Annotated in this window: 15 protein-coding genes; 13 read left to right on the top strand and 2 right to left on the bottom strand. The window is 66.7% G+C overall.

All coding sequences use genetic code 11. The features are described from left to right. The 11 genes from Q0K09_RS08290 to Q0K09_RS08340 form a co-directional block, all read left to right on the top strand. Positions 1-480 (top strand): branched-chain amino acid ABC transporter permease (locus Q0K09_RS08290; protein ID WP_294475191.1); only part of this gene is annotated, 480 nt, incomplete at its 5' end. Next, entirely contained in the window at positions 473-1,324 is an 852-nt protein-coding gene (locus tag Q0K09_RS08295) for an ABC transporter ATP-binding protein (protein ID WP_294475194.1), read from the top strand. The genes Q0K09_RS08290 and Q0K09_RS08295, both read left to right, overlap by 8 nt. Before the next feature lie 11 nt (positions 1,325-1,335). Beyond that, complete coding sequence (locus Q0K09_RS08300; protein ID WP_294475196.1) at positions 1,336-2,037, top strand: ABC transporter ATP-binding protein; 702 nt, start codon at positions 1,336-1,338, stop codon at positions 2,035-2,037. 185 nt (positions 2,038-2,222) lie between these two features. Further along, positions 2,223-2,750, top strand: coding sequence for a DUF1836 domain-containing protein (locus Q0K09_RS08305; protein WP_294475198.1), 528 nt, complete (start codon positions 2,223-2,225; stop codon positions 2,748-2,750). 43 nt (positions 2,751-2,793) lie between these two features. Next, entirely contained in the window at positions 2,794-3,666 is an 873-nt protein-coding gene (locus Q0K09_RS08310; RefSeq protein ID WP_294475200.1) for a DegV family protein, read from the top strand. 26 nt (positions 3,667-3,692) lie between these two features. Beyond that, positions 3,693-4,649, top strand: a complete 957-nt coding sequence (gene prmA, locus Q0K09_RS08315) for a 50S ribosomal protein L11 methyltransferase (protein ID WP_294475201.1) — start codon at positions 3,693-3,695, stop codon at positions 4,647-4,649. Beyond that, on the top strand, positions 4,646-4,786 hold the full coding sequence (locus Q0K09_RS08320) for a hypothetical protein (protein ID WP_294475203.1): 141 nt from the start codon (positions 4,646-4,648) through the stop codon (positions 4,784-4,786). Before prmA ends, Q0K09_RS08320 begins: the two co-directional genes overlap by 4 nt. Beyond that, entirely contained in the window at positions 4,783-5,055 is a 273-nt protein-coding gene (locus Q0K09_RS08325) for a hypothetical protein (RefSeq protein ID WP_294475205.1), read from the top strand. Before Q0K09_RS08320 ends, Q0K09_RS08325 begins: the two co-directional genes overlap by 4 nt. A gap of 706 nt (positions 5,056-5,761) precedes the next feature. Next, a complete protein-coding gene (locus Q0K09_RS08330; RefSeq protein ID WP_294475218.1) occupies positions 5,762-8,158 on the top strand; it encodes a vitamin B12-dependent ribonucleotide reductase in 2,397 nt (798 codons plus the stop codon). A gap of 118 nt (positions 8,159-8,276) precedes the next feature. Continuing rightward, positions 8,277-9,866 (top strand): hypothetical protein, encoded by a 1,590-nt coding sequence (locus tag Q0K09_RS08335; protein ID WP_294475207.1) that lies wholly within the window; start codon positions 8,277-8,279, stop codon positions 9,864-9,866. Positions 9,867-9,881: 15 nt separating this feature from the next. Continuing rightward, the gene (locus Q0K09_RS08340; protein WP_294475208.1) at positions 9,882-11,129 is read left to right on the top strand and encodes a hypothetical protein; all 1,248 of its coding nucleotides are present in this window, start codon (positions 9,882-9,884) and stop codon (positions 11,127-11,129) included. Between the two features lie 188 nt (positions 11,130-11,317). Here the strand turns inward: Q0K09_RS08340 and Q0K09_RS08345 are convergent, their stop codons facing one another. Together Q0K09_RS08345 and Q0K09_RS08350 are read right to left on the bottom strand one after the other, a co-directional pair. Beyond that, entirely contained in the window at positions 11,318-12,400 is a 1,083-nt protein-coding gene (locus Q0K09_RS08345) for a homocysteine S-methyltransferase family protein (protein WP_294475210.1), read from the bottom strand. Positions 12,401-12,473: 73 nt separating this feature from the next. Continuing rightward, positions 12,474-13,100 (bottom strand): class II aldolase/adducin family protein, encoded by a 627-nt coding sequence (locus Q0K09_RS08350; protein ID WP_294475212.1) that lies wholly within the window; start codon positions 13,098-13,100, stop codon positions 12,474-12,476. Positions 13,101-13,342: 242 nt separating this feature from the next. Here Q0K09_RS08350 and Q0K09_RS08355 point away from each other — a divergent pair, with 242 nt between their 5' ends. Together Q0K09_RS08355 and Q0K09_RS08360 are read left to right on the top strand one after the other, a co-directional pair. After that, positions 13,343-13,714 (top strand): hypothetical protein, encoded by a 372-nt coding sequence (locus Q0K09_RS08355; protein WP_294475214.1) that lies wholly within the window; start codon positions 13,343-13,345, stop codon positions 13,712-13,714. Between the two features lie 35 nt (positions 13,715-13,749). After that, positions 13,750-14,244, top strand: coding sequence for a DDE-type integrase/transposase/recombinase (locus tag Q0K09_RS08360; protein ID WP_294475216.1), 495 nt, complete (start codon positions 13,750-13,752; stop codon positions 14,242-14,244). The last annotated feature ends 4 nt before the right edge of the window (positions 14,245-14,248 follow it).

Raw genomic sequence — 14,248 nt, forward strand, 5'->3', positions numbered from 1 at the left:
GTGGTGCTCAACCTGGTGCGCTCCCGCACCGGCCGGGCGGTGATGGCCATCCGGGACAACCGCATCGCCGCCGAGAGCGTGGGCATCCACGTCACCAAGTACCGGCTCATCGCCTTCGTCACCTCCGCCGCCCTGGCGGGGGCGGCCGGGGCCCTCTTCGGCCTCAACTACGCCAGCGTCAGCGCCGCCCAGTTCGACTTCAACACCTCCATCCTGGTGCTGGTCTATGTGGTGCTGGGGGGGCTGGGCAACATGTGGGGCTCCATCCTGGCCACCGTGGTGCTCTACGTCCTGCCCGAGGCCCTGCGGGAGTTCTCCGACTACAGAATGCTGGTCTACGCCATCGTCCTCATCCTGGTGATGCTCATCACCAACAATCCCCTGTTCCAGGACGCCCGGAGCCGGCTGCAGGAGGTCCTGCGGGACCGGGCTATCCGCAGAGCCGACGCCAGAGCGGAAGGAGGTGCCCGGCATGAGTAAGCCCCAGCGGGAGCCCACCAAGCTGGTGACCGTTCCCAGCCCCAACAAGATCCCCGAGCGGGACATCGACAAGTCCCCCATCCTGGAGGCCCAGCACCTGGGCATCGACTTCGGCGGCCTCACCGCCGTCAACGACTTCAACATGGCCATCGGCCGCACCGAGATCGCCGGCCTCATCGGGCCCAACGGCGCGGGGAAGACCACCGTCTTCAACCTGCTCACCAAGGTCTACCAGCCCACCCGGGGCACCATCCTCCTGGACGGCAGGGACACCGCCGGCATGACCACCGCCCAGGTCAACCGCATGGGCATCGCCCGGACCTTCCAGAACATCCGCCTCTTCGGCAACCTGTCGGTGGAGGACAACGTGAAGATCGGCATGCACAACGCCATCCGCTCCGGCTTCTTCAGCGGCGTGTTCCGCCTGCCCTCCTACTGGCGGGAGGAGAAGGTGGCCCGGGAGCGCTCCATGGAGCTTTTGAGCCTCTTCGACATGCAGGACCTGGCGGGGGCCAAGGCCGGGAGCCTCCCCTACGGGGCCCAGCGCCGGCTGGAGATCGTCCGGGCCCTGGCCACCAACCCCTCCCTGCTGCTCCTGGACGAGCCCGCCGCCGGCATGAACCCCTCGGAGACCGCCGAGCTCATGGAGAACATCGTCAAGATTCGGGACACCTTCCAGATCGCCGTCCTCCTCATCGAGCACGACATGAGCCTGGTCATGGGCATCTGCGAGGGCATCTGCGTGCTCAATTTCGGCCAGATCATCGCCAAGGGCACCCCGGAGGAAATTCAGAACAACCCCGAGGTCATCAAGGCCTATCTGGGCTCCGGAAAGGGGGAGTGAGCGCCGTGCATATGCTGGAAGTCGATCACATCAACGTCTATTACGGCGCCATCCACGCGGTGAAGGACATCTCCTTCCATGTGGACGAGGGGGAGGTGGTCACCCTCATCGGGGCCAACGGCGCCGGAAAGTCCACCATCCTCAAGACGGTCTCCGGCCTCCTCCACAGCCGCACCGGCGCCGTCACCTTCCTGGAGAAAAAGCTCTCCGGGGTCCCCGCCCACAAGATTGTGGCCATGGGCCTGGCCCAGGTGCCCGAGGGGCGGCAGGTCTTCCTCCAGATGACGGTGGAGGACAACCTGGAGATGGGGGCCTATACCCGCCCCAACGGCGAGGTGGCCGGGAGCATCGAGCAGGTCTACGCCCAGTTCCCCCGGCTCAAGGAGCGCCGGAAGCAGATCGCCGGCACCCTCTCCGGCGGCGAACAGCAGATGCTGGCCATGGGCCGGGCCCTGATGTCCAAGCCCAGGCTGATGATGCTGGACGAGCCCTCCATGGGCCTGGCCCCCATTCTGGTGGAGCAGATCTTCGAGATCATCCAGGACCTCCACCGCTCGGGGACCACCATCCTCCTGGTGGAGCAGAACGCCCAGATGGCCCTTTCGGTGGCCGACCGGGGCTACGTCCTGGAGACGGGCCGCATCGTCAAGACGGCCCCCGCCCGGGACCTCTTGGAGGATGAGGACGTAAAGCGGGCCTATCTGGGCGGCTGAGACCCAGAACCCTTGGAATTGGTATAACCGGGACTGCGGGCGACATGCCCGCGGTCCCGGTCTGTCTGTCCGGCCGCTCCGATGCGGTCTCCATTTCTTTCCTTTACACTGGGAAGCAGAATGTGGTATAATGATTCTCATATTCCAAGATGTGATTGGAAAGATTCGGAGAGGAGGCGCTCTGCGTGGAGGAGCTGGAGGAACTTAAGCGGCGGCTGGAGGAGGAGCGTCCCATGCCCTGGGACGCATTCCCCGACATCGGCCTTTACATGGACCAGGTGATCTCCTACATGTCCCGGCAGCTCATCACCTACGGCCAGGGGGAGGCCCTGACCCCGGCCATGGTGAACAACTACATCAAGGACGGGCTGCTGCCCCGGGCCGAGGGAAAGAAGTACAACAAAACGCACCTGGGCTACCTCACCGCCATCTGCGCCCTGAAGCAGGTGCTCTCGGTGCGGGAGACCCGGGACCTGCTCCAGGTGGGAACCCGGGGCCGGGACCCGGAGGCCCTCTACGCCGCTTTCTGCCGGGAGCTCTCCCTGGCCCAGGACTGCGCCGCCGAGGTGCTGGACCCCACCCTGCCGGAGGAGGAGCTGCCCGGGCTGGCCCTGCGGCTGGCCCTGCGCAGTTATGCCGACAAGCTGGCCTGCCAGCGGGTGCTCAGCCTTCTGGCCCCCAGGGAGGAGAAGGCCGAGCGCAAAAAGAAGTGAGGACCGGGGCGTCCGCCCTGTGTTTGATGAGGAGGTTCCCTCGATGTCTGATTTTGTCATTGTCACCGATTCCTCCGCCGACCTGCCGGCGGACTTAGTTCAGGAGCTGGGGGTGGAGGTCCTCCCCCTCTCCTTCACCATCTGCGGCAAGACCTACCGCAATTACCCAGACGGCCGGGAGATGGACCTGCTGTCCTTCTATCAGATGCTCCGGGCGGGGGAGATGGCCACCACCTCCGCCGTCAACGTGGCCGGCTATACCGCCGTGCTGGAGCCCCTGCTTCAGGAGGGGAAGGACGTACTGGTGCTGGCCTTCTCCTCCGGCCTGTCAGCCACCTATCAGTCCTCAGTCATCGCCGTGGAGGAGCTTCGGGAGAAGTACCCGGACCGGAAGATCTTCACCGTGGACACCCTCTGCGCCTCCCTGGGCCAGGGGCTTCTGGTGTGGTACGCCGTCCAGGAGAAACGGAAGGGGGCCTCCATCCAGGAGGTCCGGGACTGGGTGGAGCAGAACAAGCTCCACATCTGCCACTGGTTCACCGTAGACGACCTCCACTTCCTCAAGCGGGGGGGCCGGATCTCCACCGCCACCGCCGTGGTGGGCTCCATGCTCTCCATCAAGCCGGTGCTCCATGTGGACAACGAGGGACGCCTCGTCAACATGTCCAAGGCCCGGGGACGGGGGGCCTCCCTCACCGCCCTGGTGGACCAGATGGAGCGGACCGCCATCCGCCCCGCCGAACAGACCGTCTTCCTCAGCCACGGCGACTGTTCCGCCGACGCCCAGCGGGTGGCCGACGAGGTCCGGCGGCGACTGGGGACCCAAAACATCACCATCAACGAAATCGGTCCTGTCATCGGGGCCCACTCCGGGCCGGGCACCGTGGCCCTCTTCTTCCTGGGCACGGAGCGGTAAGCGGGCCGGGGAAAAGGAGCATTTTTATGGATACCACTTGGCTGGAAGTCACCCTGGAGACCACCGCTCCGGAGCTGGACGCCCTGTGCGCCCGGCTCACCATGAACGGGGCTGTGGGACTGGTCATCGAGGATGAGGAGGATTTCAAATCCTTTCTGGAGCAGAACCGGCAGTATTGGGACTATGTGGACGACGGCCTTCTGGAGCGGATGAGGGGGGCGGCCCGGGTGAAGTTTTATGTCACCGACGACCCAGACGGCCAGGCCCAGCTCCGGCGCTGGCTGGCGGGCGTGGAGGCCCCCTATACCACCTCCCGGCTCCGGGAGAACGACTGGGCCACAAGCTGGCAGAAGTATTATAAGCCCCTGGCTGTGGGGAAGCGCCTCTACATTGTCCCGGAATGGGAGCGGGGGGAGCCGGCGCCTGAGGGCCGCACCGCCCTCTACCTGAACCCCGGACTCACCTTCGGCACCGGGAGCCACGCCTCCACCCGGCTCTGCCTGGAGTGGCTGGAGGAATTCGTCCGCCCCGGCGGGCGGGTACTGGACCTTGGCTGCGGCTCGGGCATCCTCTCCGTCGCCGCCCTGCTGCTGGGAGCGGAGACCGCCCTGGGGGTGGACATCGACCCCAAGGCGGTGGACGTGGCCTATGAAAACGCCGCCCTCAACGGCCTGGGCCGGGACCGCTGCACCTTCCTGGCTGGGGACATCCTCACCGGCGGGAGCCTGGGGGCGGAGCTGGCCCGGGAGCCCTGGGACCTGGTGCTGGCCAACATCGTGGCCGATGTCATCATCCCCCTGTCGGCCCGGGCGGAGGAGCTGCTGGCCCCCGGCGGGGCCTTCCTCTGCTCCGGCATCATCGACACCCGGGCCAGAGAGGTGGAGACCGCCCTGGAGGGGAACGGCCTTCGAATTCTGAGCCGGAAGGAGCGGGACGGCTGGGTGGCCCTGGCCGCCCGGCCTGAAGGGAGGGCGAATCCATGAAGCCCTGCACAAAAAAGGAGTTTTTCGCCGCCCGTGCCAGTCAACAGGACCGGGTCAGCATCAGTAGTCCGGTGATCTTGGCCGTGTTCAGTGAGATCGGCGGTTTTTTGCCAGGGGGGGCCGATCCACGCCGTTGAGCCTGCTCTTGACGGCGGGGCTCCTCGCCTGCTGCCTGGGCATCCAATTTGCCCAAAGCCGGGTCTGGGCGGTGCTCCTCCTGGTTCTGGGCTGCGGAAATCTGGTGCTGGGGGCCCCGGTCACCGGGGGCGTTCTGGCCGGCGTGCTGCTGGGGGCCGGTATCTGGAGCGTGGTGGGCACCTTCCGGCTGCACCGGCGGTATCTGGCCTTTTTGACGGACCCGGACGAAAAGGAGAACAAAGAGGGTGACGGCCGTGGGTCCGGCTGAAGAAGGGCATATCATCCACCGGATGCGGTTTTTGAAGACCGATACCGGGCGGCGCGGCAAATACGGCGGGCGGCGGCCTGGGATTCGCGGATGGGCTTACCGCCCACTCGGCTGGCAGTACACGCAGGCGCTCAGCTTCCCCTTTTTAGAGGGGGGGATTGCACGTTTGTACCGGAAGAGCCCTTGAATGGCACTCAAGAGGCGGCGGTGCGATGCCGCTTATCTCCACCCAAAAGAAAGACAGGCTTTCAGCCTGTCTTTCTTTTGGGTTTCGCCGCCCGAAGGGCGGCTCCATCCTTTGATTTTACATGCTCGGGACGGCAAAGCCGCCCCTGCGCCGAGGTTTTGCTTTGTGCGCGGATGTGGAACTTCCCGCCCCACCGGCGGGGCCTTTCGCCCGCTGGGCCCGCCGGTATTTTTCCCGGGCCCACACGTTCCCCCGGCAAACCCCAAACAGAGCCCTTCGTTTTTTAGTGAAAACGATATCTTGACTTCTCTGGTTTCTCTGATACAATATCTAGTGCTCCATCCGGTCGGAATCTTACCCGGGCAGGCTGAGCGCCTGCGTGCGTTGCCGTCCTGGATAGGCGGTAAGCCCATCTGCGTCCTCCGCCTGCTCAGGCCCCCACCCTGCTCCGGGCCCAAACTGCAATTTCTAACCGGATGGAGCGCTGGCGCCTGATTTTAAAATGAAGCGGTATCCGCGATACAGAAGGAGACGAAAAAAATGCCCATCAGCGAGAACGCCCGGGCGGTGCTGGAGCGCCGCTACCTTATTCGGGACGAGCACGGGGACCCTGTGGAAACCGTAGAGGAGCTCTTCCGCCGGGTGGCCGGCGCCATCGCCGCCGCCGACGCCCACTTCGACCCCCAGGCCGACACAGACGCCACCGCCAGGTCCTTCTTTGACCTGATGACCAGTCTGGACTTCCTGCCCAACTCCCCCACCCTCATGAACGCCGGGCGGCCCCTGGGGCAGCTGTCGGCCTGCTTTGTGCTGCCGGTGGCCGACTCCATGGAGGACATCTTCGACGCCATTAAGAATGCCGCCCTCATTCACAAGTCCGGCGGCGGCACCGGCTTCTCCTTCTCCCGGCTCCGGCCCAAGGGCTCCACAGTGAACTCCACCGGGGGCGTGGCCTCGGGGCCCATCTCCTTCATGAAGGTCTTCAACGCCGCCACCGAGGCGGTGAAGCAGGGGGGCACCCGCCGGGGGGCCAACATGGGCATCCTCCGGGTGGACCACCCTGACATTAGGGAGTTTATCACCTGCAAGAACGACACCAAGGAGATCACCAACTTCAACATCTCTGTGGGCCTCACCGAGGCCTTTATGTCCGCCGTGGAGTCCGGCGGGACGTACGAGCTGGTGGACCCCGCCTCCAAACAGGCTGCAGGGGAGCTCCCGGCCCGGGAGGTGTTCCAGGCCATTGTGGACTCGGCCTGGCGCACCGGGGAGCCCGGCATCATCTTCCTGGACCGCCTCAACCGGGACAACCCCTGTCCCGCACAGGGGGAGATTGAATCCACCAACCCCTGCGGCGAGCAGCCCCTCCTCCCCTACGAGGCCTGCAACCTGGGCTCCATCAATCTGGTCAACCACCTCAAGCGGACGGAGCGCGGGTATGCCCTGGACCGGGAGAAGCTGGAGCGCACCGTCCGGGAGGCCGTCCACTTCCTGGACAACGTCATCGAGGTCAACCAGTACCCCCTGCCGGAGATCGACCGGGTCACCCGGCTCACCCGGAAGATCGGCCTGGGGGTCATGGGCTTTGCCGACATGCTCCTCTATCTGGGCATTCCCTACAACTCCGACCAGGGGGTGGCCATGGCCCGGGAGGTCATGGGCCTGGTCCAGAGCGCCAGCCACCAGGCCAGCCAGGACCTGGCCGCCCGGCGGGGGGCCTTTCCCCTCTTCGGGGAGAGCATCTACCGGGAGGGCAAGCCCCTGCGCAACGCCACCGTCACCACCATCGCGCCCACCGGCACCCTGTCCATCATCGCCGGGGTCTCCTCCGGGGTGGAACCCGTCTTCGCCTACGCCTATATCCGCAACGTCATGGACAATACCCACCTCATCGAGACCAACGGGATTCTCAAGGAGGCCCTGGTCCGCCGGGGGCTCTACTCCGAGGCGCTGATGCAGGAGATTGTGGCGCAGGGCAGCCTGGCCCATGTGGCGGGCATCCCCGAGGACATGAAGCGGGTCTTCGTCTGCGCCCATGACGTCTCCCCCATCTGGCATGTGAAGATGCAGGCCGCCTTCCAGCAGTTCACCGACAACGCCGTGAGCAAGACGGTGAACTTCCCCAACTCCGCCACCCGGGAGGAGGTGGCCGAGGTCTACCGCCTGGCCTACGAGCTGGGGTGCAAGGGCACCACCATCTACCGGGACGGCTCCCGGGACGAGCAGGTCCTGAACATCGGCAAGGTCAACGACGGCAAGGAGGCCCCGGCGGCCCCCGCCTCCGGGGAGAAGCCCCTTCCCGATCATGTGGAGCAGGTCCTCTCCGCCGAGTGCGACTCCACCGCCTGCGTCCTGCGCAACGGCTCCATCCTGCCCCGTCCCCGGCCCGACGTCACCATGGGCTACACGGAGAAGGTGAAGATCGGCTGCGGCAAGCTCTTCATCACCGTCAACTACGACGAGCAGGGCATCTGCGAAGTTTTCACCAATACCGGCCGGGCCGGGGGCTGCCCCTCCCAGTCGGAGGCCACCGCCCGCCTGGTCTCCATCGCCCTGCGCTCCGGGGTGGACAGCGACGAGATCATCACCCAGCTCAAGGGCATCCGCTGCCCCTCCTGCCTGCGGCAGAGCGACGTGCCCGTCACCTCCTGCCCCGACGCCATCGCCAAGGCCATTGAGAAGGTGATGAAGACCTCCAAAAGCGCCCAGCTCCCCCCCTGCCCCCAGCCCGCGGCGGCCCCCGCCCCCCGGCCGGCCAAGGTGGTCCCCCCTATGGGTCCCCGGGGCAACCTGGACCCCGACATGACCCCCGCCGAGGCCAAGCTGGCCAAGTTCTGTCCCGAGTGCGGCGCCCCCCTGGAACATGAGGGCGGCTGTGTCACCTGCCGGGACTGCGGCTACTCCAAGTGCGGGTGAGGGCCCGCCCCGCCGCCGCTCTTTCGGGCGTCCGTCCCGGCGCGGGGCATTGACAACCCACAGCCCATCGGTTACAATGCACAATATACTGACCCGTGAGAAGGGAGGCCGACATCCTGTGAGGAAGCCCATGCCCCGCTTTTTGCAGTGGCCTTGGTATGCCTTGATCTATGTGGCGCTGCTGGTGCTGCTGCGGCTGTTTGCCCTGCCGGTGATCCTCCTGATGGTGGTGGAGCGGCGGAAATACAGCCCCAACGGCGTCCAGGAGGGCTATTGCCTGGCCCGCACCCGGAAGAAGCTGATCCGCCTGGCGCCGGGCCTGCCGCTGCTGGCCCTGGCCGTGGCCTGCTTCTGGCTGAGCCCCTACGCCTGGGAGCGGCGGTGGCAGGATCTGCTGACGGTCCTGGCCCTGGGGGCGGTGTCGGGGCTGATCGGCCTGTACCTGACCTTCACCGCCCTGCGGGACGCGTGCTTTCCTGAGAAGAGCAAGCTGGCCGCCTCCATCCGCAGCCAGCTCCCCTACCCAGACGAGGCCCCGCCGGTGCGGGAGCTGTTCGCCATGGTGGATGAGGACCTGGAGGCCCACGGCCTCTGGTTCGGCCCTGTGGGCGTGGGGGAGGCGTGGGTGCTGGGGGAGGAGGCCAACTACATCCCCCGGATCTGCGGCATCTACACCATCGACCGCATGGTCCTCCGGCACGGCAGGTCCTCCCGGGAGATGGCCCTGGTGCTCATCGACGACCGGTTCCAGCTCCACCGGACCGACTTCTACGTCAGCCCCCAGGACCTGAAGGCCGCCGCCGACTGCATCGCCCTGCGGGCGCCGGACGCCGTCCGGGGGGTCAACGACCAGTATGAGCGGCTGTGGGGCATGGACGAGGAGCAGCAGGAGCAGTTCCTGCGGGAGCGCCGCCGCCGCATGGGCAGCCGCGCCGCCGCAGCAGCCCAATCGGACCGGGACAGCGGCCCCGCCCAGGACATGACGCTGACCCTGGCCGACGGCACGGCCACCTCCCGGCTCACCGGCGGCCAGCTCCGGGAGACCCTGGCCCGGGGCCTGGCCGCCGGGGAGGAGACGGTGTTTTTTCTGACCCCCTCCCGGCCCCGGCCCGGCGGCGGCGAGACCTTCTCCGAGCTGGAGGTCCGGCTGCGGCCCGGCCGGGACAGGCCGGTGGAGCTGCTGCTCAAGGCTGCCCCGGACCGGGATGGCCCCCCCACGAGGGGGTATCTGTGGGCCGTTTCCCAGGTGAGGGCCGGGCAGCTTTTGGAGGACTGGCTGGCGGGCCGGGCGCTGGACCGGGGCGGCTGGGAGCCGGTGACCCTGCTGTCCGGGGGCCGGGCCCCCGGCGGGCCCCCCGGAGACCGGCCGGCGGCGCTGTGGCTGGAGGGCCCCGAGGGGCGGCAGCAGTTTGACAGCTTCACCGGGGAGGACCTGGATCTGGCCGCCGAGGGTATCCGGGCGGGTACATACACCTTCGTGGGCTACCAGATGGCCAACGGAGGACCGTTCTTCTTCACCGAGGCGGGCGGCGCCTCCGACGGCCGCACCCTGGTCCGCTGCGGCATCCTCCGGGACGGGGCCATGCAGGTGTACGAAACCCGTATGAGCCCCCGCCAGGCCGCCGGGGCCCTGGAGCAGTTCCGGGCGGGAAGCCTGGTCCCCGACCGGGCCTGGAAGAACATTACCAAATCATTTTTTAAGGATTGAGAGGGTGGGCGGACAATGATAGAGCGCGTATTTTCCCCTCCGGTGGCCGAGGCCCTGGACTGCATTTTCTATCACATGAGGGAGGGCCGGGGACAGGAGGGCTTCCAGCTGCTGGAGCGGGAGGCCGCCGCCGGGGACGCTGACGCCAAGTGCCTGCTGGCCCGCTGCCTGAACGGCCCCAGCTACGTCTGGGCGGAGCACCACTTTCCGGAGGACGAGGCCCGGGCCACCGAGCTCATGCGCCAGGCCGCCCAGGAGGGCAGCGCCCTGGCGGTGCTGCTGTGCCTGCGCAGCGGGGAGCTGACGCCCTCGGTGAAGAAGAACATGCCCTTTGAGAGCCTCCGTGCGGCCTTTGACCGGGTGGTGGAGATGGCCGGGTCCGGCGACGCCTTCTGCCAGTACACCGTGGGCAACGTCTACTTCTGGTGGGACTTTCCGAAGATTGACGGCAAGCGGCCCGGCGACTTCCCCAACCACGAGGCCTACCGGGACTACCTGCGGGAGAACGCCTCCAAGGCGGAGGACTGGTTCTGGAAGGCCCTGCGGGGCGGGGTGTTCTTCGCGGCCTACAATCTGAGAAAGCTCTATGAGGAGGGGGACGAGGACCTGATCCCACCCCGGCCGGAGAAGGTGGCGGAGGTCTGGAAGGCCGGGGCCGAGGCAGGGCTCCCCCCTTGCCAGGAGGTCTACGGCCAGCGGCTGCTGGAAGGCGGCGGCACCGCCGGCCTGAAGTGGCTGGAGCAGGCGGCTGAGGGCGGCGAGGCCTATTCCTGGTACCTGCTGGGGAGGGCCTACGAATTCAGCAAGGGGGTGGAGCACGACCAGGCCCGGGCCGTGGCCTATTACGAGCGGGGGGTTGCCCGAGGCAGCGTGTCCTGTATGGTGATGCTGGCCCAGGACCTGTATCTGGGCGCCGGCGTGGAGCGGGACTACGGGCGGGCCTATCAGCTCTTCGCCCAGGCCTACCAGAGCCCCGCCGGGGTGGGCAACTGGGTGCTGGAGTATCTGGGCCACTGCTTCTTCGGCGGCCTGGGGACCCAGCAGAATTACGACCTGGCCCGGCAGTTCCTGGAGCGGGTGGAAAAGCCCCAGACGCAGACCTACTATGAGCTGGGCTGCATCTACGGCCAGGGGCTGGGGGTGGAGGCGGACATCCCCCGGGCCGTGGCGCTGCTGCAAAAGGCCGGGGACTACCAGCCGGCCCGGGAGGAGCTGCTGCACTATAAAAAGACGCTGTTCGGCAAGTGGGTCCGGCGGAATTAGGGCTTGCTTGAACATCGTCAGCATGACCGGCCAGCGGCCAAACCCCGCCGCTGGACACATTGCTGTGTTTCAAACAAACCCCAAAGGGTCCCGCCCGGAAACGGGCCCGTTGTCCATGGGGGCGAAAAAAGACAGGCTGAGCCAGCCTGTCTTTTTTCGCCCTTCTGTTGTGACCGCTCCTTTTATCCCTATAACAGAATGAGGCCGTAGGTCCGGCGCAGGCGGTCCAGCACCTCCGGCTCCAGGCCGGCGGTGCCGTCGTAGAAGGCCCGGCCCTGGTAGACCCGCAGGGCGGCCTCCAGGAGCTCCGGCACGTCGGACCACAGGCAGAGGGCGTCCCGAATGGCGTACTGCTCCTGGGCGAAGAGGTCCACATCGTCCTGCTCCAGAATGGCAATCCGCAGGGCCCCCACGGGGCTCTCCTCCTCGGCGGTAAGGATGTCCTCCAGCAGGTTCGGGGAGCACTGAATGGTCTCCCCCACGTCCACGTCGGGGGTGATGAACCGGGCCTCGGTCTCGCTGGCGCAGGGGATGACGTCGGGGTCCCGCTCCACCGGGGGGAAGGCGGAGAAGTCCACCCCCTCCAGGGCTCCGGCCAGGGTGGAGACCCCCTCCGGCCGGGCGGCGCTGAGAAAGACCCGGGCCCCCGCCGCCGCCCAGGCCGGGACATGGGCGGCACAGCCTCCCTCTCCCGCCCCGGCGATGAGGGGGAGGTCCAGATACTGGCGGAGGCGGGCCAGCTGTTCCTCCAGGACCCCCGGGTCCGGGCAGCGCAGACCGAAGGCGGCCGCCCCCATGCCCTGCATGACGATGCCGCAGGCCAGCACGTCCCCGCCGGAGGGGGTGCGGCCCTCTTCATCGCAGCGGCAGACTACCAGCAGCGGTTGGGTGAGCCCCGCCTGCCGGACCCCCAGCAGGGCGGCCCGGGCCTGGGCCATGGCCTGGACCCCCTCTACCAGGAGGAGATCGGCCCCCGCCAGGGCCCGGGCCCGCTGGGCGTAGAGGTCCACCAGGCCCTCAAAGGGGACCTCCTCCCAGGCCTTTTCCGGGGGGGCCAGGACCCCTGCGGTACGGGCCCGGCCCCCCCCCGCCTCCTGGACCAGGGCGATCCGGGCGGACTCCTCCGCCGGGAGCAGGGGGTCCGGCGGGAGGGGGGCGGCCAGGGCGCCGGCGCCGGCGGCGGCACAGGCCCGCAGCATCTCCGGCAGGGTGTCCTCCGGGGTGTCGGAGGGGGCGCAGGCCAGGACAAGGGGTAAGGGTATGGGATCCATAATGGGCAGTTCCTCCTCAAAGGCTGTGGCGGGATACCGCCCGGCAGACCAAAAGCCGGACGGGATGCAGAAGTCAGCGGCCCCGGAGGGCCTGGGCTTCCTCGGGGCTCAGGGGGACGCCGCCCCCCAGGATGCGCAGGTTCAGACAGACCTGGGCGGTGTGCTCCAGGGTCTCCATGCGCCAGTAGGCGCTCTCCAGGTTGGGGCCCATGGTCAGGGCCCCGTGGTTGGCCAGGAGCAGGGCGTCGTGGTGGTCCAGCAGGGGCCCGGCGGCGTCGGGGAGGGCCTGGGTGCCGGTGCGGCCGTAGGGGGCGCAGGGCACCGGCCCCAAGGTCATGACGGCCTCCCCCACCAGGGGCTCCTCCAGGCCCTGGCGGGCGCAGGCGAAGGCGGTGGCGGCGGGGGGATGGGCGTGACAGACCCCTCCCACGTCCTCCCGGCGGCGATAGCACTCCAGGTGCAGGGGGGTCTCAGAGGAGGGGCGGAAAGAGGAGGCCCCCTGGACCATCCGGCCCTGGCTGTCCACCACCACCAGCATGTCGGTGGTGAGGAAGCCCTTGCTCACCCCGGCGGGGGTCACCAGGAACAGCCCCTCTCCCAGACGGCGGCTGAAATTGCCGTCGTTGGCGGCCACCCAGCCGCGCTCCCACATCCGGCGGCCCAGCTCACACATGAGCCGGCGCTGGGTCTCATAATCCATTCCGCGCTCCCTCCCTCTCTCTGCGTACACCGCACTTATCTTATTATTATACTCCCTGGCGGGGGAATTGACAATGCTATGTTTTTGGAGTCCCTTTTCAAGATTTGTAGGACTACAATAGATCTTGGACAGAGGAAGAAAAAGGATGAAGGATAAGGCCTCATCGGATATAGTTGGAGTTGCAGCCAACAGCTTGACGAGAGGGGGCCATATCCTTCATGAGCAAGAGTATAACACAGGACATGGCATACCGGCAATCCATGATGAAGTATGCGGAGAACTACGGCGTCAGCCGTGCCAGCCGGAAGTACAACAAGAGCCGGTCGTACATCTACTTTTGGAAAGCGCGCTGGGATGGAAGCGTGGCATCCCTGGCCTGCCAGTCCCGGCGGCCCCATAGCCACCCCAACCAGCACACGGAAGCGGAGCTGAAGCTGATCCGGGACATGCGCCGCAGGAACCCCCGCCTCGGCATGGTGGAACTGTGGCGCCGTCTGCGGCAGCGGGGCTATACCCGCCGCCCGGAGAGCTTGTTCCGGGTCATGAGAAAGCTGGGCCATTCTCGTCGAAAGAGAAGAAACCAGCTTATAAATCTAAGCCCTACCAGCAGATAACCTATCCCGGCCAGCGGGTCCAGGTGGATGTGAAGGTGGTCCCCCGACGCTGTATCACAGACCCGGAACTGCGCCTGTACCAATATACTGCCATTGACGAGTTTACCCGCCTGCGCTTCCTGGCCGCCTACCCGGAGCAGTCCACCGATTCCTCCGCCGATTTCCTGAAAAAGCTGTTCAAGTGGTATGCTCGCCGAGGCATCCGCGTGGAGTGTGTCCAGACTGACAATGGATTTGAGTTCACCAACCGTTTTTCCAACGGCAAGCGCGATCTGCCCACTCTGTTTGAGTCCACCGCCGCCCAGCTGGGTATCCGCCACAAGCGCATCCGGCCCTACACGCCTCGCCGCAACGGCAAGGTGGCGCGCAGCCACAGGGAGGACCAGAAGCATTTTTACTCCTGCCACTGCTTTTACTCCCTGAATGACTTTGCAAAACAGCTCGCTGTTCACAACCAACGCTCCAACAACTTCCCCATGAGGCCCCTCCGCTGGCTTTCGCCTTGTGACTTCGCCGTCCAATATGTTTGACAAA

This window comes from uncultured Intestinimonas sp., from assembly GCF_944387725.1.
In the GTDB taxonomy this organism is placed as follows: Bacteria; Bacillota; Clostridia; order Oscillospirales; family Oscillospiraceae; genus Intestinimonas.

Excerpts from the sequence above, each read along its gene's own strand:
- Q0K09_RS08295 (WP_294475194.1), top strand. The coding sequence starts at position 473 with ATGAGTAAGCCCCAGCGGGAGCCCACCAAGCTGGTGACCGTTCCCAGC.
- Q0K09_RS08300 (WP_294475196.1), top strand. The coding sequence starts at position 1,336 with ATGCTGGAAGTCGATCACATCAACGTCTATTACGGCGCCATCCACGCG.
- Q0K09_RS08310 (WP_294475200.1), top strand. The coding sequence starts at position 2,794 with ATGTCTGATTTTGTCATTGTCACCGATTCCTCCGCCGACCTGCCGGCG.
- prmA (WP_294475201.1), top strand. The coding sequence starts at position 3,693 with ATGGATACCACTTGGCTGGAAGTCACCCTGGAGACCACCGCTCCGGAG.
- Q0K09_RS08320 (WP_294475203.1), top strand. The coding sequence starts at position 4,646 with ATGAAGCCCTGCACAAAAAAGGAGTTTTTCGCCGCCCGTGCCAGTCAA.
- Q0K09_RS08340 (WP_294475208.1), top strand. The coding sequence starts at position 9,882 with ATGATAGAGCGCGTATTTTCCCCTCCGGTGGCCGAGGCCCTGGACTGC.
- Q0K09_RS08345 (WP_294475210.1), bottom strand. The coding sequence starts at position 12,400 with ATGGATCCCATACCCTTACCCCTTGTCCTGGCCTGCGCCCCCTCCGAC.
- Q0K09_RS08350 (WP_294475212.1), bottom strand. The coding sequence starts at position 13,100 with ATGGATTATGAGACCCAGCGCCGGCTCATGTGTGAGCTGGGCCGCCGG.
- Q0K09_RS08355 (WP_294475214.1), top strand. The coding sequence starts at position 13,343 with ATGGCATACCGGCAATCCATGATGAAGTATGCGGAGAACTACGGCGTC.